The 20,138-nt window shown below is 66.1% G+C and carries 16 protein-coding genes and 1 pseudogene; 7 read left to right on the top strand and 10 right to left on the bottom strand.

Features of this window, described 5'->3' with window-relative positions; genetic code table 11:
- Positions 1-59: 59 nt before the first annotated feature.
- From purB to PKO50_RS19100, 5 genes are all read right to left on the bottom strand, one after another.
- Positions 60-1,430, bottom strand: coding sequence for an adenylosuccinate lyase (purB, locus tag PKO50_RS19120; RefSeq protein ID WP_109933556.1), 1,371 nt, complete (start codon positions 1,428-1,430; stop codon positions 60-62).
- A gap of 116 nt (positions 1,431-1,546) precedes the next feature.
- Positions 1,547-2,173 carry a high frequency lysogenization protein HflD gene (gene hflD, locus PKO50_RS19115; RefSeq protein ID WP_089394794.1) on the bottom strand — a complete coding sequence of 209 codons (627 nt, stop codon included), beginning with the start codon at positions 2,171-2,173 and terminating at the stop codon, positions 1,547-1,549.
- Positions 2,170-3,309, bottom strand: coding sequence for a tRNA 2-thiouridine(34) synthase MnmA (mnmA, locus tag PKO50_RS19110; RefSeq protein WP_275626935.1), 1,140 nt, complete (start codon positions 3,307-3,309; stop codon positions 2,170-2,172). Before mnmA ends, hflD begins: the two co-directional genes overlap by 4 nt.
- Before the next feature lie 40 nt (positions 3,310-3,349).
- The gene (locus tag PKO50_RS19105) at positions 3,350-3,817 is read right to left on the bottom strand and encodes an NUDIX hydrolase (RefSeq protein ID WP_089394792.1); all 468 of its coding nucleotides are present in this window, start codon (positions 3,815-3,817) and stop codon (positions 3,350-3,352) included.
- Between the two features lie 446 nt (positions 3,818-4,263).
- Positions 4,264-6,486 (bottom strand): NADP-dependent isocitrate dehydrogenase, encoded by a 2,223-nt coding sequence (locus tag PKO50_RS19100; RefSeq protein ID WP_275626934.1) that lies wholly within the window; start codon positions 6,484-6,486, stop codon positions 4,264-4,266.
- A gap of 357 nt (positions 6,487-6,843) precedes the next feature.
- Between PKO50_RS19100 and icd the strand changes: the two genes are divergently transcribed.
- Positions 6,844-8,100, top strand: a complete 1,257-nt coding sequence (gene icd / locus PKO50_RS19095) for an NADP-dependent isocitrate dehydrogenase (protein ID WP_109933561.1) — start codon at positions 6,844-6,846, stop codon at positions 8,098-8,100.
- Between the two features lie 79 nt (positions 8,101-8,179).
- Here icd and cspD read toward each other — a convergent pair whose 3' ends face one another.
- The gene (cspD, locus tag PKO50_RS19090; RefSeq protein ID WP_275626933.1) at positions 8,180-8,455 is read right to left on the bottom strand and encodes a cold shock domain-containing protein CspD; all 276 of its coding nucleotides are present in this window, start codon (positions 8,453-8,455) and stop codon (positions 8,180-8,182) included.
- A gap of 227 nt (positions 8,456-8,682) precedes the next feature.
- Here cspD and clpS point away from each other — a divergent pair, with 227 nt between their 5' ends.
- On the top strand, positions 8,683-9,045 hold the full coding sequence (clpS, locus tag PKO50_RS19085) for an ATP-dependent Clp protease adapter ClpS (RefSeq protein WP_024128657.1): 363 nt from the start codon (positions 8,683-8,685) through the stop codon (positions 9,043-9,045).
- 27 nt (positions 9,046-9,072) lie between these two features.
- On the top strand, positions 9,073-11,346 hold the full coding sequence (clpA, locus tag PKO50_RS19080) for an ATP-dependent Clp protease ATP-binding subunit ClpA (RefSeq protein WP_275626932.1): 2,274 nt from the start codon (positions 9,073-9,075) through the stop codon (positions 11,344-11,346).
- A 95-nt stretch (positions 11,347-11,441) separates the two neighbouring features.
- Here clpA and infA read toward each other — a convergent pair whose 3' ends face one another.
- The 4 genes from infA to trxB form a co-directional block, all read right to left on the bottom strand.
- A complete protein-coding gene (infA, locus tag PKO50_RS19075) occupies positions 11,442-11,660 on the bottom strand; it encodes a translation initiation factor IF-1 (protein ID WP_002553999.1) in 219 nt (72 codons plus the stop codon).
- Positions 11,661-11,761: 101 nt separating this feature from the next.
- On the bottom strand, positions 11,762-12,469 hold the full coding sequence (locus tag PKO50_RS19070) for an arginyltransferase (RefSeq protein WP_089394870.1): 708 nt from the start codon (positions 12,467-12,469) through the stop codon (positions 11,762-11,764).
- Between the two features lie 31 nt (positions 12,470-12,500).
- The gene (aat, locus tag PKO50_RS19065; RefSeq protein WP_089394869.1) at positions 12,501-13,205 is read right to left on the bottom strand and encodes a leucyl/phenylalanyl-tRNA--protein transferase; all 705 of its coding nucleotides are present in this window, start codon (positions 13,203-13,205) and stop codon (positions 12,501-12,503) included.
- A 37-nt stretch (positions 13,206-13,242) separates the two neighbouring features.
- On the bottom strand, positions 13,243-14,196 hold the full coding sequence (gene trxB / locus PKO50_RS19060; RefSeq protein WP_275626931.1) for a thioredoxin-disulfide reductase: 954 nt from the start codon (positions 14,194-14,196) through the stop codon (positions 13,243-13,245).
- 193 nt (positions 14,197-14,389) lie between these two features.
- On the opposite strand from trxB, the gene ftsK reads away from it, so the two are divergent.
- The 4 genes and pseudogenes from ftsK (at position 14,390) to serS (ending at position 20,138) form a co-directional block, all read left to right on the top strand.
- Positions 14,390-16,822: a DNA translocase FtsK gene (gene ftsK / locus PKO50_RS19055; RefSeq protein WP_275626930.1), complete on the top strand. Its 2,433-nt coding sequence runs from the start codon at positions 14,390-14,392 to the stop codon at positions 16,820-16,822.
- 12 nt (positions 16,823-16,834) lie between these two features.
- The gene (lolA, locus tag PKO50_RS19050) at positions 16,835-17,458 is read left to right on the top strand and encodes an outer membrane lipoprotein chaperone LolA (protein ID WP_089394866.1); all 624 of its coding nucleotides are present in this window, start codon (positions 16,835-16,837) and stop codon (positions 17,456-17,458) included.
- Between the two features lie 32 nt (positions 17,459-17,490).
- A pseudogene (locus PKO50_RS19045) lies at positions 17,491-18,815 on the top strand (replication-associated recombination protein A).
- A gap of 42 nt (positions 18,816-18,857) precedes the next feature.
- A complete protein-coding gene (gene serS, locus PKO50_RS19040; protein WP_275626929.1) occupies positions 18,858-20,138 on the top strand; it encodes a serine--tRNA ligase in 1,281 nt (426 codons plus the stop codon).

Raw genomic sequence — 20,138 nt, 5'->3', positions numbered from 1 at the left:
TGTAAGTCCTTGAAACAAAAACGCCCGGCACAGCCGGGCGTGCAAATGTTCAGTGCATGTCAGATGCGCTTGGCCTGGGCGGCGGCGTTGCCGATGTAGTTCGCCGGGGTCAGCTTCTTCAGCTCGGCCTTGGCTTCGGCGGGCATGTCGAGGCCGTCGATGAACACCTGCAGGGCCTCGGCGCTGATACCTTTGCCGCGGGTCAGCTCCTTGAGCTTCTCGTAGGGGTTCTCGATGCCGTAGCGGCGCATCACGGTCTGCACCGGCTCGGCCAGGACTTCCCAGCAGGCGTCCAGGTCTTCGGCGATGCGCGCGGCGTTCAGCTCCAGCTTGCCGATGCCCTTGAGGCTGGCTTCATAGGCGATGACGCTGTGGGCGAAGCCGACGCCGAGGTTGCGCAGCACGGTGGAGTCGGTCAGGTCGCGCTGCCAGCGGGAGATCGGCAGCTTGCTGGCCAGGTGCTGGAAGATCGCGTTGGCGATGCCCAGGTTGCCCTCGGAGTTCTCGAAGTCGATCGGGTTGACCTTGTGCGGCATGGTCGAGGAGCCGATCTCGCCGGCCACGGTCTTCTGCTTGAAGTAGCCCAGGGAGATGTAGCCCCAGACGTCGCGGTCGAAGTCGATGAGGATGGTGTTGAAGCGGGCGATGGCGTCGAACAGCTCGGCGATGTAGTCGTGCGGCTCGATCTGGGTGGTGTAGGGGTTCCAGGCCAGGCCCAGGTCATGGACGATGAACTCGCGGGCGTTGGCTTCCCAGTCCACCTGCGGGTAGGCCGACAGGTGGGCGTTGTAGTTGCCCACCGCGCCGTTGATCTTGCCCAGCAACTCGACGTCGGCGACCTGCTTGATCTGCCGCTCCAGGCGGTAGACCACGTTGGCCAGTTCCTTGCCCAGGGTGGTCGGCGAGGCCGGCTGGCCGTGGGTGCGGGAGAGCATGGGGACGTCGGCGAACTGGACCGCCAGCTCGCGGATCGACTCGGCGATCCGGCGCATCAGCGGCAGCAGCACCTGGTCGCGGCCTTCGCGCAGCATCAGGGCGTGGGACAGGTTGTTGATGTCCTCGCTGGTGCAGGCGAAGTGGATGAACTCGCTGACCTTGGCCAGTTCCGGCAGCTTGGCGGCCTGCTCCTTGAGCAGGTACTCCACGGCCTTGACGTCGTGGTTGGTGGTGCGCTCGATTTCCTTGATGCGCTGCGCGTGCTCCAGCTGGAAGTCCTCGGCCAGCTTGTCGAGCAGGGCATTGGCTTCGCCGGAGAAGGGCGCGACCTCGGGGATGCCGGCGTGCGCCGCGAGGCGCTGCAGCCAGCGGACCTCCACCAGGACGCGGAAACGGATCAGGCCGTATTCGCTGAAGATCGGACGCAGGGCGCTGGTCTTGCTGCCGTAGCGGCCGTCGACGGGGGAAACCGCGGTAAGGGAGGAAAGCTGCATGGGGCGTTCTCGTGGCTGTCGGTCAACGAAAAGGGCGCACATCATACACGAATGGGCGCGCCTTCGCCCGTACTTGCTGCCATACGGAAGGCGCCCGTGCGGGCGCCCCGGCGGCTTCAGTCGGCGCCGCGCAGGATCGGGCGCAGTTCGCCCAGCAGCTTGCGCCGGCTGAATACCATTTGCCAGCGGTTGCCGCCCAGCTGCCGCCACAGGCGCGCCGAGCGGATGCCGGCCAGCAGCAGGGCGCGGATGCGCGCGGCGTTGGCGTTGATCTGCAGGTAGCGCATGTCGCCGTGCACCTGGATGCGCTGGCGGAAGGTGCTCAGGGTGTCCTGGTAGAGGCCGGCGCAGGAGGCGATGACGTTCTCGTGGACCAGGCCGAAGTGCTGCACCTGCTGCTGCACCTGGTCCAGGCGCGAGCCGATCAGGTCGAGCATGTCGTCGCGCTTGGCCAGCTGGCGCTCCAGGCCGATCAGCGACAGCGCGTAGCGCAGCGGTTCGCGCTGCAGGCTGTTGGGGTCGCGCTCCAGGGCGCTGGCCAGGGCGCGGAAGCCCTCGCGCAGGTTGTGGATGTCGCCGCCGAACACGTCCAGGGTGGTCTTCGGCTCGCGCACCAGCAGGCTGCCGAGCATGCAGCCCAGCGGGGCTTCGGGAATCTGCCCGGTGCGGGCCAGGCGGTCCACCAGGGCGGCGGCCTCGAAGACGCCGGCGAGGGCGATCAGTTGGTCGCGCAACTCGCTCATGCACGCTCCTTGGGGTAGGCCGGCTCGGCCGATTCGATCACGCCACCGCCCAGGCACACCTCGCCGTCGTAGAACACCACGGACTGGCCCGGGGTGACGGCGCGCTGCGGCTGGTCGAACACCGCGCGGTAGCCGTCGGCGGTGCGCTCCAGCAGGCAGTCCTGGTCGGCCTGGCGGTAGCGCACCTTGGCGCGCAATGCGCGTGGCTCGGGCAGCTCCAGCGGGTTCACCCAGAAGATGCCGGAGGCGTGCAGGGCGCGGGAGAACAGCCAGGGGTGGTCGTTGCCCTGGCCGACGACCAGCACGTTGCGCGCCAGGTCCTTCTCCAGCACGTACCAGGGACTGTCGTCGGCGTTCTTCATGCCGCCGATGCCCAGGCCCTGGCGCTGGCCGATGGTGTGGTACATCAGCCCGGCATGGCGGCCGATGACGGTGCCGTCGGTGGTCTCGATGTCGCCCGGCTGGGCCGGCAGGTACTGCTTGAGGAAGTCGCTGAAGCGGCGCTCGCCGATGAAGCAGATGCCGGTGGAGTCCTTCTTCTTCGCCGTGGCCAGGCCGTATTTCTCGGCGATGGCGCGCACTTCCGGCTTCTCCAGCTCGCCCACCGGGAACAGCGTGCGGGCGATCTGCTCGCCGCCCACGGCGTGGAGGAAGTAGCTCTGGTCCTTGTTCGGGTCCAGGCCCTTGAGCAGCTCGGTGCGGCCGTCGATGTCGCGGCGGCGCACGTAGTGGCCGGTGGCGATCAGGTCGGCGCCCAGGGCCAGGGCGTAGTCGAGGAAGGCCTTGAACTTGATCTCGCGGTTGCACAGGATGTCCGGGTTCGGCGTGCGCCCGGCCTTGTATTCGGCGAGGAAGTACTCGAAGACGTGGTCCCAGTACTCGGCGGCGAAGTTGGCGGTGTGCAGCCTGATGCCGATGCGGTCGCAGACGGCCTGGGCGTCCGCCAGGTCGGTCATGGCGGTGCAGTATTCGGTGCCGTCGTCCTCTTCCCAGTTCTTCATGAACAGGCCTTCCACCTCGTAGCCCTGCTCCTTGAGCAGGAGGGCGGAAACCGAGGAGTCCACGCCGCCGGACATGCCGACGATGACGCGGCCCTTGCCGGGCTGGACGGGGGAGGTGGGGCTGGAATCGGACATGGCAGGCTATCGCGGGCTTCGGTGCAAAAGCGGGATTCTATCAGGCCGGGTTCGGCACGGGCAGTTCGGCATCGCGGATCAGCGCCAGGGGGAAGCGTCCGCCGGCCAGGTAGTCGTCGATGCAGCGCGCTACCAGGTGGCTGCGCCAGCTGTCCCTGCGGGCTTCCAGCTCCTCGCGGGTCAGCCAGCGCGGGCCGATGATGCCGTCGTCCAGCGGCAGCTCCGGGCGGTGCCGCAGCGGGCGGGCGGCGAAGCACACGCGCTGGTAGGTGACGCCGTTGCTCGGCGCGGTATAGAGGTAGATGCCGGTGACCGCGGTCAGTTCGACTTCCCAGCCGGTTTCCTCGAGGGTTTCGCGCACGGCGGCCTGCAGCAGGCTCTCGTCGGCCTCCAGGTGGCCGGCGGGCTGGTTCAGCACGGCCTTGCCGTGGGAGGTTTCCTCCACCAGCAGGAAACGGCCCTGGTCCTCGACGATGGTGGCGACTGTGATGTGCGGTTGCCAGCGCATGGGTGGTCCTCCGGGGGAAATGGACATGATAACGCTGGAGGGCGGGGCGGTGTTGGGTGGAGGCTTTTGTAGGAGCGAGCTTGCTCGCGAACAGTGCCTCCCGGCGGGTGCGGTGTGTTGGGTTGACTCCGCAACCCTCTCCCTAGCCCTCTCCCTGAAGGGAGAGGGGACCGATCGGTATGCTCGGATACTCCTGAGTTCGCCGGCAGCTCCTGAAGTATCCGGCTAAAACCATGCTCCCAGCCGGCACGGACTAGCCCCCTCTCCCTTCAGGGAGAGGGTTGGGGAGAGGGAGCGGAGTTCTGCTTGGCACCGAAGCAACCGGGTAGCACAGTTCGCGAGCAAGCTCGCTCCTACGAAAAGCCGAAAAACGTATGCGCTAACGCCCTGAAATGAAAAACCCCGGCACCAGGCCGGGGTTTTCGTCGGTCACGCTAGCCGTCGGCTCAGTTCAGCGAGTCGATGGCGGCGTTGAAGGTGGCGCTGGGGCGCATCACCTGGCTGGTTTTCTCCGGGTTGGAGCGGTAGTAGCCACCGATGTCCACGGCCTTGCCCTGGGCGCCGTTCAGTTCGGCGACGATGGTCGCTTCCTGTTCGGTCAGGGTCTTGGCCAGCGGGGTGAAGTGGGCTTTCAGCTCGGCGTCGTCGTTCTGCGCGGCCAGGGCCTGGGCCCAGTACAGCGCCAGGTAGAAGTGGCTGCCGCGGTTGTCGATGTCGCCGACCTTGCGCGCCGGGGACTTGTTGTTGTCCAGCAGCTTGCCGGTGGCTTCGTCGAGGGTCTTGCCCAGGACCTTGGCCTTGGCGTTGCCGGTCTTGATGCCTTCTTCCTCCAGGGACACGGCCAGGGCCAGGAACTCGCCCAGGGAATCCCAGCGCAGGTAGTTCTCTTCCACCAGTTGCTGCACGTGCTTGGGTGCCGAACCGCCGGCGCCGGTCTCGTACATGCCGCCGCCGGCCATCAGCGGAACGATGGAGAGCATCTTGGCCGAGGTGCCCAGTTCCATGATCGGGAACAGGTCGGTCAGGTAGTCGCGCAGTACGTTGCCGGTCACCGAGATGGTGTCCTGGCCGCGGATCATGCGCTCCATGCTGGTGCGGATGGCTTCGTTGTAGCCCTTGATGCTGATGTCCAGGCCGGTCAGGTCGTGGTCCTTCAGGTACAGCTCGACCTTCTTGCGCAGCTCGTTGTCGTGGGCGCGCTCCGGGTCCAGCCAGAAGATGGCCGGGGTGTTGGACTGGCGGGCGCGGGTGACGGCCAGCTTGACCCAGTCGCGGATCGGGGCGTCCTTGGTCTGGCAGGCGCGCCAGATGTCGCCGGCTTCGACTTCGTGCTGCATCAGCACCTTGCCGTCGGCGTCGACCACGCGCATGGTGCCGTCGGCTTCCATCTCGAAGGTCTTGTCGTGGGAGCCGTATTCCTCGGCCTTCTGCGCCATCAGGCCGACGTTCGGCACGCTGCCCATGGTGGTCGGGTCGAAGGCGCCGTTGGTCTTGCAGAAGTTGATCATCTCCTGGTAGATGCGGGCGTAGGTGCTCTCCGGCATCACCGCCTTGGTGTCCTTCTGCTTGCCGTCCTTGCCCCACATCTGGCCGGAGTTGCGGATCATCGCCGGCATGGAGGCGTCGACGATCACGTCGCTGGGGATGTGCAGGTTGGTGATGCCCTTGACCGAGTCGACCATCGCCATTTCCGGACGGTGGCTGTACACCTCGTGGATGTCGTGGAGGATCTCTTCCTGCTGCGAGGCGGGCAGCGACTTGATCTTGTCGTAGACGCTGGAGATGCCATTGTTCGGGTTCACGCCCAGCTCTTCGAACAGTTGGCCCCACTTGTCGAACACGTCCTTGTAGTAGACGGTCACGGCATGGCCGAAGACGATCGGGTGGGAAATCTTCATCATGGTCGCCTTGACGTGCAGGGACCACATGACGCCGGTTTCCTTGCAATCCTGCAGGGTCTTCTCGAAGAAGGCGCGCAGCTTGTTGCAGCTCATGAACATGCTGTCGAGGACTTCGCCTTCCTGCATCTTCAGGGTCTTCTTCAGCTCGACCTTGCCGTCCTTGCCGACGAACTCGATGCGGACCTCACCGGCCTTGGGGATGGTGACCGACTGCTCGCTGGAGAAGAAGTCGCCGCCGCGCATGTAGTCGGCGTGGGAGCGCGAGGCCATGCTCCACTTGCCCATGCTGTGCGGGTGCTTGCGGGCGTAGGCCTTGACCGCGGCCGGGGCGCGGCGGTCGGAGTTGCCTTCGCGCAGGACCGGGTTCACGGCGCTGCCCAGGACCTTGGCGTAGCGGGCGCGGGTGTCTTTCTCTTCGTCGGTCTGCGGGTCTTCCGGGAAGTCCGGGACGGCGTAGCCCAGGGCCTGCAGCTCGGCGATGGCGCCCTTGAGCTGGGGTACCGAGGCGCTGATGTTCGGCAGCTTGATGATGTTGGCGTCGGGGGCGGTGGCCAGCTTGGCCAGGTAGGCCAGGTCGTCTTCGATGGCCTTGTCGCCGAGCTTGTCGGTGAAGGCGGCGAGGATGCGTCCTGCAAGAGAGATGTCGCGGGTTTCGACGTCAATGTCGGCGGAGGCGGCGAAGGCCTTGACGATCGGGAGGAGCGAGTAGGTGGCGAGGGCGGGTGCTTCGTCGGTGAAGGTGTAGGTGATCTTCGAGCGGTTGGACATCTACTATGACTCTCTTCTTTGCTGGGCGCGCACAGAGTCTCGATACGCCTTGGTGGGCGCTTTCGTCCGACACGGCAAGGTGCCGGCATTCGAGAATTGCCGCGGGGATATAGGGGCGCCAGTAGAGCGTTGTACGACCGCGTCAGGGTGGCGACGTGGCCGTTGCGAGGGGAGGGGTCTGGTCCCAGACGGCCCGGGCCTCGATGACTGTGAAGTCACGGCGCGCAGTATACCACTCTCGCGGCGGGGTGACGCACCCGCGGCTTTTAGACTAAGGCATAAGTTTGTGGTTAGGGGCGGGCAACTGGGCTACCCTCAGGGGCTGCAACAGGGTTCAACCACAACACGGAGTTCAGCATGGGATACCAGAAGATCCAGGTGCCGGCCGCAGGTGAGCGCATCACCGTCAATGCCGACAATTCCCTGAATGTACCGAACAACCCGATCATTCCCTACATCGAAGGCGACGGCATCGGCGTGGACATCAGCCCGGTGATGATCGACGTCGTCGATGCAGCCGTGGAAAAGGCCTACAAGGGCCAGCGCAAGATCGCCTGGATGGAGGTCTATGCCGGCGAGAAGGCCACCCAGGTCTACGACCAGGACACCTGGCTGCCCGAAGAGACCCTGGAGGCCGTGCGCGACTACGTGGTGTCCATCAAGGGGCCGCTGACCACCCCCGTCGGCGGCGGCATCCGCTCCCTCAACGTGGCCTTGCGCCAGCAGCTCGACCTCTACGTCTGCCTGCGCCCGGTGCGCTGGTTCGAGGGCGTGCCCAGCCCGGTGAAGAAGCCCGGCGACGTGGACATGGTGATCTTCCGCGAGAATTCCGAGGACATCTACGCCGGCGTCGAGTGGAAGGCCGGCTCGCCCGAGGCGCAGAAGATCATCAAGTTCCTCACCGAGGAGATGGGCGTCAAGAAGATCCGCTTCACCGAGGATTGCGGCATCGGCATCAAGCCGGTATCCCGGGAAGGCACCCGGCGCCTGGTGCGCAAGGCCCTGCAGTACGCCGTGGACAACGACCGCAGCTCGGTCACCCTGGTGCACAAGGGCAACATCATGAAGTTCACCGAGGGGGCCTTCAAGGACTGGGGCTACGAGCTGGCCCGCGAGGAGTTCGGCGCCGAACTGCTGGACGGCGGCCCCTGGATGCAGTTCAAGAATCCGCTGACCGGGCGCAACGTCGTGGTCAAGGACGTGATCGCCGACGCCATGCTGCAGCAGATCCTGCTGCGTCCGGCCGAATACGACGTGATCGCCACCCTGAACCTGAACGGCGACTACCTCTCCGACGCCCTGGCGGCGGAAGTGGGCGGCATCGGCATCGCCCCCGGGGCCAACCTGTCGGATTCGGTGGCCATGTTCGAGGCGACCCACGGCACCGCGCCCAAGTACGCCGGGCAGGACAAGGTCAACCCGGGCTCGCTGATCCTCTCCGCCGAAATGATGCTGCGGCACATGGGCTGGAGCGAGGCGGCCGACCTGATCATCAAGGGGATGAACGGCGCCATCGCGGCCAAGACCGTGACCTACGACTTCGAGCGGCTGATGGAAGGCGCCAAGCTGGCGTCCTGCTCGGAGTTCGGCGAGGCCATGATCGCCAAGATGTAACAGGCGTGAGACAACGAAAAAAGGCCGGTGCTCGCCGGCCTTTCTTCATTTGCTTCGCCGGTAATGGCGGGCAGGGGGATCAGGCTTCTGCGGTGATGCTCTGCACCTCGCTGCTGGGGCTGGCCTGGGCGGTGCTGGCCGGAGCGCTGGCGCCGATCGGCTGGATGTTCACCGCATGCAGACCCTTCGGACCTTGCAGGATCTCGAAGCTGACCGGCTGGCCGGCCTTGAGCGTCTTGTAGCCATCCATCTGGATCGCCGAGTAATGAGCGAACAGGTCCTCATCTCGGCCGTCGGCCAGGATGAACCCATAGCCCTTGGCGTTGTTGAACCACTTGACCTTACCGCTGAGCATGCTGATATCCCTCTGCAAAGGACTCCATCGCTGGAGTATCATCCACTACGATTCCGCTCCAACCCTAGAGATTCCAGGGCCGCAGAACGCCTGATACCCGCTGTGGGGTATCCTTTGTTTGTAACACCGTTTTGGGGTTAGTCAAGGCGCTCTCGTCCGCGCCTGAGATTCAGGTCAAACTCCACTCAGGCCTTTAATTCCCACGTTGCGAACCCATTTATTCCAGCATGCATGCAAGTAGCCAGATTCGACTAACATTCAATCAGGACCGTCCCGATCCCCTCGAGGAAGAGGGGGCCGGGCTCGCGGTCGAGGAATCCAAGCCGGCCCTGAAACCTCCGCCGATGTACAGGGTCATCATGTTCAACGATGACTACACGCCGATGGATTTCGTGGTAGAGGTACTGGAGCTGTACTTCAACATGAACCGGGAGCAGGCGACCAAGGTCATGTTGACCGTACATACTCAGGGCAAGGCGGTCTGCGGCACGTTCACCCGTGACATCGCCGAGACCAAGGCCATGCAGGTCAATCAGTATGCGAGGGAGAGCCAGCATCCACTGTTGTGTGAGATTGAGAAAGAAAGCTGATGCGGATGTTTGGAGCGAGGTGAAGCCATGTTGAATCGAGAGCTCGAAGTCACCCTCAATCTCGCCTTCAAGGAAGCGCGGGCAAAACGGCATGAGTTCATGACCGTCGAGCACCTGCTGCTGGCGCTCCTGGACAACGAGGCGGCGGCCACCGTGCTGCGCGCCTGCGGGGCGAACCTGGACAAGCTGCGTCGTGATCTGCAGGAATTCATCGATTCCACCACGCCGCTGATCCCGCAGCACGACGAGGACCGCGAGACCCAGCCGACCCTGGGCTTCCAGCGCGTGCTGCAGCGCGCGGTGTTCCACGTGCAGAGTTCCGGCAAGCGCGAAGTGACCGGCGCCAACGTGCTGGTGGCCATCTTCAGCGAGCAGGAGAGCCAGGCGGTGTTCCTGCTCAAGCAGCAGAGCGTCGCCCGCATCGACGTGGTGAACTACATCGCCCACGGCATCTCCAAGGTGCCCGGCCATGCCGAGCACCAGGAAAGCGACCAGGAAATGCAGGACGAGGAGGGCGGCGAGTCCTCCACTTCCAGCCACCCGCTGGACGCCTATGCCAGCAACCTCAACGACCTGGCGCGCCAGGGCCGCATCGACCCGCTGGTCGGCCGCGAATCCGAGGTGGAGCGCGTGGCGCAGATCCTCGCCCGGCGGCGCAAGAACAACCCGCTGCTGGTGGGCGAGGCCGGCGTCGGCAAGACCGCCATCGCCGAAGGCCTGGCCAAGCGCATCGTCGACGGCCAGGTGCCGGACCTGCTGGCCGACAGCGTGGTCTATTCCCTGGACCTGGGCGCGCTGCTGGCCGGAACCAAGTACCGCGGCGACTTCGAGAAGCGCTTCAAGGCGCTGCTCAACGAGTTGCGCAAGCGCCCGCACGCGGTGCTGTTCATCGACGAGATCCACACCATCATCGGCGCCGGCGCGGCGTCCGGCGGGGTGATGGACGCGTCCAACCTGCTCAAGCCGCTGCTTTCCTCGGGCGAGATCCGCTGCATCGGCTCGACCACCTTCCAGGAATTCCGCGGCATCTTCGAGAAGGACCGCGCCCTGGCGCGGCGCTTCCAGAAGGTCGACGTCACCGAGCCATCGGTGGAAGATACCGTGGGCATCCTCAAGGGGCTCAAGCCGCGCTTCGAGCAGCACCACCACGTCGAGTACAGCGACGAGGCCCTGCGCGCCGCCGCCGAGCTGGCCGCACGCTACATCAATGACCGGCACATGCCGGACAAGGCCATCGACGTCATCGACGAGGCTGGCGCCTACCAGCGCCTGCAGCCGGAAGAGAAGCGCGTGAAGCGCATCGAGGTGGCCCAGGTCGAGGACATAGTGGCGAAGATCGCGCGGATCCCGCCCAAGCACGTCACCAGTTCGGACAAGGAGCTGCTGCGCAACCTGGAGCGCGACCTCAAGCTGACGGTGTTCGGCCAGGACGCGGCCATCGAGTCGCTGTCCACCGCCATCAAGCTGTCCCGGGCGGGCCTGAAGTCGCCGGACAAGCCGGTCGGCTCCTTCCTCTTCGCCGGCCCCACCGGGGTGGGCAAGACCGAAGTCGCCCGCCAGCTGGCCAAGGCGCTGGGCGTGGAGCTGGTGCGCTTCGACATGTCCGAGTACATGGAGCGGCACACGGTATCGCGGCTGATCGGCGCCCCGCCGGGCTACGTCGGCTTCGACCAGGGCGGCCTGCTCACCGAGGCCATCACCAAGACGCCGCACTGCGTGCTGCTGCTGGACGAGATCGAGAAGGCCCACCCGGAAGTCTTCAACCTGCTGCTGCAGGTGATGGACCACGGCACCCTGACCGACAACAACGGGCGCAAGGCGGACTTCCGCAACGTCATCGTCATCATGACCACCAACGCCGGCGCGGAAACCGCGGCACGGGCCTCCATCGGCTTCAGCCAGCAGGACCACACCAGCGATGCCATGGAAGTGATCAAGAAGAGCTTCACGCCGGAGTTCCGCAACCGCCTGGACACCATCATCCAGTTCGGCCGGCTCAGCCACGAGACGATCAAGAGCGTGGTCGACAAGTTCCTCACCGAGCTGCAGGCGCAGCTGGAGGACAAGCGCGTCCAGCTCGAGGTCAGCGACACGGCGCGCAACTGGCTGGCGGAGAAGGGCTACGACCCGCAGATGGGCGCTCGCCCGATGGCGCGGCTGATCCAGGACAAGATCAAGCGGCCCCTGGCCGAGCAGATCCTGTTCGGCGAACTGGCTGAGCACGGCGGCGTGGCACACATCGACCTGAAGGACGGCGAGCTGGTCTTCGAGTACGAGGTGGTCACCGCGGAGCCGGCCTGACGGTCGGCTTTTCGGCCCAAACGCAAACGCCCGGCAATGCCGGGCGTTTTGCTATTCGTCCGGGCCGGAGCCCGGTTTCACCTTGCGCTCGGCGCTCAGCGTGCGCGGTAGGTGATGCGACCCTTGCTCAGGTCGTAGGGAGTCAGTTCGACGCGAACCTTGTCGCCGGTCAGGATGCGGATGTAGTTCTTGCGCATCTTGCCGGAGATGTGCGCGGTAACGACGTGCCCGTTCTCCAACTCCACGCGGAACATGGTGTTGGGCAGGGTGTCGACGACAGTGCCTTCCATTTCGAAGCTGTCTTCTTTCGACATGCAGTAGAGCCCTCGGTGTCTATGAATGGCCTGGGTGGCCTGAAAAAAGGCGAGTATTGTGCCTGAAATCCATGTCATACGCCAGAAGCGGCGCACCGGCTTCAGCTGAGCGCCACCCAGCGCTGGTTGACGAAGAGTTCGATGGGCCGGTACTGGGTCTTGTAGTTCATCTTCCGGCAGTTCTTGATCCAGTAGCCCAGGTACACCGCGTACAGGCCCAGGCGCTCGGTCTCGGCGATCTGCCAGAGGATGGCGTAGCGCCCCAGGCTGCGGCGTTCCTCGTCGGGGTCGTAGAAGGTGTAGACCGCCGACAGGCCGTTGGGCAGCACGTCGGTGACCGCCACGGCGAGCAGGCGGCCCTGCAGGCGGAACTCGTAGAAGCAGCTGAACGGCAGGTCGCGCACCAGGAAGGTGCTGAACTGGTCGCGGCTGGGCGGGTACATGTCGCCGTCGGCGTGGCGCTGCTCGATGTAGCGCATGTACAGCGCGTAGTACTCCTCGGTGAAGGCCGGGCGGCGCTTGAGCACCTTGAGGTCGGCGTTGCGCTTGATGATGCGCTTCTGCTGGCGGTTGGGCTGGAAGCCGCCGGCGGGGATGCGCGCCGGGATGCAGGCGGTGCAGTGCTGGCAGTGCGGGCGATAGAGGTGCTCGCCGCTGCGACGGAAACCGACTTCCGACAGCGAGGCATACAGCTGCGCATCCATGGGCTGGCTGGGATCGAGGAACAGAGTGGTGGCCTGCTCCTCGGGCAGGTAGCTGCATGGGTGCGGCTGCGTCGCGTAGAACTTCAGTCGGGCCAGTTCGGTCATGGTCAACCCCCGCGATAACCCTCTGGCAAGTTTATGCCAGTCCGCGCGAGTCCGCTTGCGAACGCCAGTCGCAGAGCGGCGTTTCGTCGAGATGACGGCGCAGGTGGCTGGCGAAGTCGGCGCGGCTGATGGCGCGGGCGCCGAAGCTGTGCAGGTGCTGGGTGGGCATCTGGCAGTCGATCAATACGAACCCGGCGGCGCGCAGATGTTGCACCAGGGTGACGAATGCCACCTTGGAGGCGTTGTCGGCGCGGCTGAACATGGACTCGCCGAAGAACAGCCGGCCCATGGCCAGGCCGTAGAGGCCGCCGACCAGCTGCTCGCCGTCCCAGCTTTCCACCGAATGGGCGATGCCCTGGCGGTGCAACTGGCGATAGGCGTCTTGCATCGGCTGGGTGATCCAGGTGCCGTCGGCATAGTCGCGCGGGGCGGCGCAGGCGGCGATGACCTGGTCGAAGGCGGTATCGAAGGTCACCCGGTAGCGGCCCTGGCGCAGGCACTTGGCCAGGCTGCGGGAGACGTGCAGTTCGTCGGGGAAGAGCACGGTGCGCGGGTCCGGCGACCACCAGAGGATCGGCTGGTCGTCCTGGTACCAGGGGAAGCAGCCGTGGCGGTAGGCGGCCACCAGGCGGCGCGGGTCGAGGTCGCCGCCGGCCGCGAGCAGGCCGTTGGGCTCGTGCAGGGCCTGGTCGAGGGGCGGGAAGTCGAAATTGCCGCGGGAAAGCCAGCTGAGCATGGCGGGGTAGGGGAGGGCGGGGCCCTCCCCGGGCCTGTCAGTGGCTGTCGTCGAGGTATTTCTCGGCGTCCAGCGCGGCCATGCAGCCGGCGCCCGCCGAGGTGATGGCCTGGCGGTAGACGTGGTCGGCCACGTCGCCGGCGGCGAACACGCCGGGGATACTGGTGGCGGTGGCATTGCCTTCGCCGCCGCCCTTGACCACCAGGTAGCCGTCGCGCATTTCCAGCTGGCCGGTGAACAGGTCGGTGTTGGGCTTGTGGCCGATGGCGATGAACACGCCGGCCAGGTCCAACTGGCGGGTCTCGCCGCTGTTCACGTCCTTCAGGCGCACGCCGACCACGCCCATGTCGTCGCCCAGGACTTCGTCCAGGGTGGTGTTCCAGTGCAGGCGCACGTTGCCATTCTTCGCCTTCTCGAACAGCTTGTCCTGGAGGATCTTCTCCGAGCGCAGCTTGTCGCGGCGGTGGATCAGGTGCACTTCCTTGGCGATGTTGGCCAGGTACAGCGCTTCCTCGACCGCGGTGTTGCCGCCGCCGACCACGCAGACCACCTGGTTGCGGTAGAAGAAGCCGTCGCAGGTGGCGCAGGCGGAGACGCCCTTGCCCATGAAGGCTTCTTCCGAAGCCATGCCCAGGTATTGCGCGGAGGCGCCGGTGGCGATGATCAGCGCGTCGCAGCTGTAGGTGCCACTGTCACCCTTGAGGATGAACGGCTTCTGCTGCAACTCGGCGGTGTGGATGTGGTCGTAGACGATCTCGGTATCGAAACGCTTGGCGTGCTGCTCCATGCGCTCCATCAGGGCGGGACCGGTCAGGCCCTCGACGTCGCCGGGCCAGTTGTCGACCTCGGTGGTGGTGGTGAGCTGGCCGCCGGGCTGGATGCCGGTGATGACAACAGGCTTGAGGTTGGCCCGCGCGGCGTACACGGCAGCGGTGTAACCCGCCGGGCCGGAGCCCAGGACGATCAGGCGCGAATGCTTGACTTCACTCATAAAAAGACTCCATAAGCCTTTGTCACGTAAGAGAATGCATGCTCCAATTGAGCTGCCGTGAAACCTTGGTGGGCTATGCTACACCGAACCTGGAAAAGGCGGCAAAAGGCGCCGTGGCGGGCCCTGTGGCATCGAGCGGCCAAAGCCGTACAATAGGCCCGTTTTGTCGCCAGATGACTCTCGGACGCGCCCAGTGCGCAGGAATAGACGCGTTTTGAAGGACTCGACCACCGCTAGCCACGCCGCAGCCTGGCGTCAGCAATTGCACATTCGCCTGAAGGAAGGGGCCCTGATCGCGCTCGGCGCGCTCTGCCTCTACCTGTGGATGGCGCTGCTCACCTATGATTCGTCCGATCCGGGCTGGAGCCATTCCAGCCACGTCGAGCAGGTGCAGAACGCCGCTGGTCGCCTGGGGGCCCTGAGCGCCGACATCCTCTTCGTCGCGCTGGGCTACTTCGCCTACCTGTTCCCGCTGCTGCTGGGGGTCAAGACCTGGCAGATCTTCCGCAAGCGCCACATGTCCTGGGAGTTCAGCGGCTGGCTGTTCTCCTGGCGGCTGATCGGCCTGGTGTTCCTGATCCTCTCCGGCTCGGCGCTGGCCTACATCCATTTCCACATCGGTGGCGGCCACCTGCCGGCCTCCGCCGGCGGCGCCGTGGGCGAGAGCCTCGGCCAGCTGGCGCTGAACGCCCTCAACGTGCAGGGCAGCACCCTGCTGTTCATCGCCCTGTTCCTGTTCGGCCTGACCGTGTTCGCCGACCTGTCCTGGTTCCAGGTGATGGACGTCACCGGGAAGATCACCCTGGACCTCTTCGAGCTGATCCAGAACGCCTTCAACCGCTGGTGGAGCGCGCGCAGCGAGCACCGGCAACTGGTCGCGCAACTGCGCGAGGTGGACGAGCGCGTCGCCGAGGTGGCCGCGCCCGTGGTGCCGGACCGCCGCGAGCAGGCCAAGGTCAAGGAACGCCTGATCGAGCGCGAGGAGGCCCTGGCCAAGAGCGTGCAGGAGCGCGAGAAGCGCCCGGCGCCGAAGATCGACGCGCCGCCGCCGCCCAAGCCCGCCGAGCCCAGCAAGCGCGTGCTCAAGGAAAAACAGGCGCCGCTGTTCGTCGACACCGCCGTCGAAGGCACCCTGCCGCCGCTGTCGATCCTCGACCCGGCCGGCGAGAAGAAGCGCAGCTACTCCCCGGAGTCGCTGGAGGCCATGTCGCGCCTGCTGGAGATCAAGCTCAAGGAGTTCGGCGTCGAGGTGGTGGTCGAGTCGGTGCATCCGGGCCCGGTGATCACCCGTTTCGAAATCCAGCCGGCGGCGGGGGTGAAGGTCAGCCGCATCTCCAACCTGGCCAAGGACCTGGCGCGCTCGCTGGCGGTGATCAGCGTGCGGGTGGTCGAGGTCATCCCCGGCAAGACCACCGTGGGCATCGAGATCCCCAACGAAGACCGGCAGATGGTACGCTTCTCCGAAGTGCTGATGTCGCCGGAGTACGACGAGCACAAGTCCACCGTGCCACTGGCCCTGGGCCACGACATCGGTGGCCACCCGGTCATCACTGACCTTGCGAAGATGCCGCACCTGCTGGTGGCCGGTACCACCGGCTCGGGCAAGTCGGTGGGCGTGAACGCCATGCTGCTGTCGATCCTGTTCAAGTCCACGCCCCAGGATGCGCGGCTGATCATGATCGACCCGAAGATGCTCGAACTGTCGATCTACGAGGGCATCCCGCACCTGCTCTGCCCGGTGGTCACCGACATGAAGGAGGCGGCCAACGCCCTGCGCTGGAGCGTCGCCGAGATGGAGCGGCGCTACAAGCTGATGGCCGCCATGGGCGTGCGCAACCTGGCCGGCTTCAACCGCAAGGTGAAGGACGCCGAGGAGGCCGGCACGCCGCTGACCGACCCGCTGTACCGCCGCGAGAGCATGGAAGACGAGGCGCCGCTGCTGCACACGCTGCCGACCATAGTGGTGGTGGTGGACGAATTCGCCGACATGATGATGATCGTCGGCAAGAAGGTCGAAGAGCTGATCGCCCGTATCGCGCAGAAGGCGCGGGCCGCGGGCATCCACCTGATCCTCGCCACCCAGCGCCCCTCGGTGGACGTGATCACCGGCCTGATCAAGGCCAACATCCCGACCCGCATCGCCTTCCAGGTGTCGAGCAAGATCGACTCGCGGACCATCCTCGATCAGGGTGGCGCCGAACAACTGCTCGGCCACGGCGACATGCTCTACCTGCCGCCGGGCACCGGCCTGCCGATCCGCGTCCACGGCGCCTTCGTCTCCGACGACGAGGTGCACCGCGTGGTCGAGGCCTGGAAGCTGCGCGGCGCGCCCGACTACATCGAGGACATCCTTGCTGGCGCCGATGAAGGCGGTGGCGGCAGCTTCGAAGGTGGCGGCGGCGGTGAAGGTGGCGAGGGTAGCGAGGACGACCCGCTGTACGACGAGGCCGTACGCTTCGTCACCGAGAGCCGCCGCGCCTCCATCTCCGCGGTGCAGCGCAAGCTGAAGATCGGCTACAACCGCGCCGCGCGCATGATCGAGGCGATGGAAATGGCCGGTGTGGTCACCCCGATGAATTCCAACGGCTCGCGCGAAGTGACCGCGCCGGCCCCCATCCGCGACTGATCGAGGATTTCCATGCGACTGATCCGCATGCTCGTGCTTGCCGCGCTGGCCGTCGCCGGCATCCAGGCCCACGCCGACGATGCCGCCACCCAGCGCCTGAGTGCGATGCTGAGCAAGGCCCAGACCCTGAGCGCGCGCTTCTCCCAGCTGACCCTGGACGGCAGCGGCACCCGCCTGCAGGAGACCGCCGGCAACCTGGCGCTCAAGCGCCCGGGCCTGTTCCGCTGGCACACCGACGCGCCCCAGGAGCAACTGCTGATCTCCAACGGCGAGAAGATCTGGCTGTACGACCCGGACCTGCAGCAGGTGACCATCCAGAAGCTCGACCAGCGCCTGACCCAGACCCCGGCGCTGCTGCTCTCCGGCGACATCTCGAAGATCCACGAGAGCTTCGACATCACCAGCAAGGACGGCGGCAACGTGGTCGACTTCATCCTCAAGCCGAAGGACAAGGACACCCTGTTCGACAACCTGCGGATTTCCTTCCGCAACGGGGTGGTCAACGACATGCAGCTGATCGACAGCGTCGGCCAGCGCACCAACATCCTGTTCTTCGACGTGAAGATGAACCAGCCGGTGGACGCCAAGCAGTTCGTCTTCGAGGCGCCCAAGGGCGTCGACGTCATCCAGGAGTGAGCGGGCGCCGCCGGCGCCTGTGAGGTAGCAGCGTGGACCTGTTCCGTTCCGAACCCGTAGCCCAGCCCCTGGCCGCGCGCCTGCGCGCCGCCAGCCTGGACGAATACGTCGGCCAGGAGCACCTGCTCGCCCGCGGCAAGCCGCTGCGCGAGGCGCTGGAGCAGGGCGCGCTGCACTCGATGATCTTCTGGGGCCCGCCGGGGGTGGGCAAGACCACCCTGGCCAAGCTGCTGGCGCAGGTCTCCGACGCCCACTTCGAGACCATCTCCGCGGTGCTCTCGGGGTGAAGGAAATCCGCCAGTCGGTGGAGATGGCCAAGCAGCAGGCCGCGCAGTACGGCCGCCGCACCATCCTCTTCGTCGACGAGGTGCACCGCTTCAACAAGAGCCAGCAGGACGCCTTCCTGCCCTACGTCGAAGACGGCACCCTGATCTTCATCGGCGCCACCACCGAGAACCCCTCGTTCGAGCTGAACAACGCACTGCTCTCGCGGGCCCGCGTCTACGTGCTGAAAAGCCTGGACGAGGCCGCCCTGCGCAAGCTGGTGCAGCGCGCGCTGAGCGAGGACAAGGGCCTGGGCAAGCGCCACCTGAGCCTGCCGGAGGAAAGCTTCGCCATCCTCATGGCCGCCGCCGACGGTGACGGCCGGCGCCTGCTCAACCTGCTGGAGAACGCCTCCGACCTGGCCGAGGACGGCGGCGAGATCAGCCCCGAGCTGCTGCAGAACCTGCTGGGCGACAGCCGCCGGCGCTTCGACAAGGGCGGCGAGGCCTTCTACGACCAGATCAGCGCCCTGCACAAGTCGGTGCGCGGCTCAAGCCCGGACGGCGCGCTCTACTGGTACGCGCGCATGCTCGACGGCGGCTGCGACCCGCTGTACATCGCCCGCCGCGTGGTGCGCATGGCCAGCGAGGACATCGGCAACGCCGACCCCCGCGCCCTGACCCTGTGCCTGCACGCCTGGGACGTGCAGGAGCGCCTGGGCAGCCCGGAAGGCGAACTGGCCATCGCCCAGGCCATCGTCTACCTGGCCTGCGCGCCGAAGAGCAACGCGGTCTACAACGCCTACAACACGGCACGCCGCGACGTCGCCGAGAACGGCTCGCTGGAAGTGCCGCTGCACCTGCGCAACGCACCGACCAAACTGATGAAGAACCTCGGCTACGGCGAGGAGTATCGTTACGCCCATGACGAACCCGACGCCTACGCCGCCGGGGAAGACTACTTCCCTGAAGGGCTCGAACCGCGCCAGTATTACCAGCCCGTGCCCCGTGGCCTGGAACTGAAGATCGGCGAGAAGCTCAAGCACCTGGCGGTCCTGGACCGGGCCAGCCCGAGAAAACGCAGAAAATCCTGAGCGGCGCCCGAGCGCCGCCGACACTAGACACGAGAACAGACCATGCTCGATTCCAAACTGGTACGCACCCAGCCGCAGGAAGTGGCCGACCGCCTCGCCGCCCGCGGTTTCACCCTGGACGTGGCGCGCATCGAGGCGCTGGAGAACCAGCGCAAGTCCGTGCAGACCCGCACCGAGACCCTGCAGGCCGAGCGCAACGCGCGTTCCAAGTCGATCGGCCAGGCCATGAAGCGTGGCGAGGACGTCGAGCCGCTCAAGGCTGAGGTCAACCGCATGGCCGACGAGCTGGAAGCCGGCAAGCGCGAGCTGGACGTGATCCAGGCCGAGCTGGATGCGCTGCTGCTGACCATCCCCAACCTGCCCCACGAGTCGGTGCCGGTGGGCGCGGACGAGGAAGACAACCTTGAAGTGCGCCGCTGGGGCACCCCGCGCAGCTTCGACTTCGCCATCAAGGACCACGTCGCCCTCGGCGAGCAGCACGGCTGGCTGGACTTCGAGACCGCCGCGCGGCTGTCCGGCGCCCGCTTCGCCCTGATGCGCGGCCCCATCGCCCGCCTGCACCGCGCCCTGGCGCAGTTCATGATCGACCTGCACACCCGCGAGCACGGCTACGAGGAGGCCTACACCCCGTACCTGGTGCAGGCGCCGGCGCTGCAGGGCACCGGCCAGCTGCCGAAGTTCGAGGAAGACCTGTTCAAGATCGGCCGCGATGGCGAGGCCGACCTGTACCTGATCCCCACCGCCGAAGTCTCCCTGACCAACATCGTCGCCGGGCAGATCCTCGACGCCCGGGAGCTGCCGCTGAAGTTCGTCGCCCACACCCCGTGCTTCCGCAGCGAAGCCGGCGCCTCGGGCCGCGATACCCGCGGGATGATCCGCCAGCACCAGTTCGACAAGGTCGAGATGGTGCAGATCGTCGACCCGGCCAAGTCCTGGGAAGCCCTGGAAAGCCTGGTCGGCAACGCCGAGAAGGTGCTGCAGGCCCTGGAGCTGCCGTACCGCGTGCTGGCGCTGTGCACCGGCGACATGGGCTTCAGCGCGGCCAAGACCTACGACCTGGAAGTCTGGGTGCCGAGCCAGGACAAGTACCGCGAGATTTCCTCCTGCTCCAACTGCGGCGACTTCCAGGCCCGCCGCATGCAGGCGCGCTTCCGCAACCCGGAAACCGGCAAGCCGGAACTGCTGCACACCCTCAACGGCTCCGGCCTGGCGGTGGGCCGCACCCTGGTCGCCGTGCTGGAGAACTACCAGCAGGCCGACGGCAGCATCCGCGTCCCCGAGGTGCTCAAGCCCTACATGGGCGGCATCGAGGTGATCGGCTGA

The sequence above is a fragment of the Pseudomonas sp. 273 genome (assembly GCF_029201425.1).
Lineage (GTDB): Bacteria > Pseudomonadota > Gammaproteobacteria > Pseudomonadales > Pseudomonadaceae > Pseudomonas > Pseudomonas delhiensis.
The sequence above is the reverse complement of the archived record's forward strand: the minus strand, read 5'-3'. Positions and strand labels throughout refer to the sequence as shown.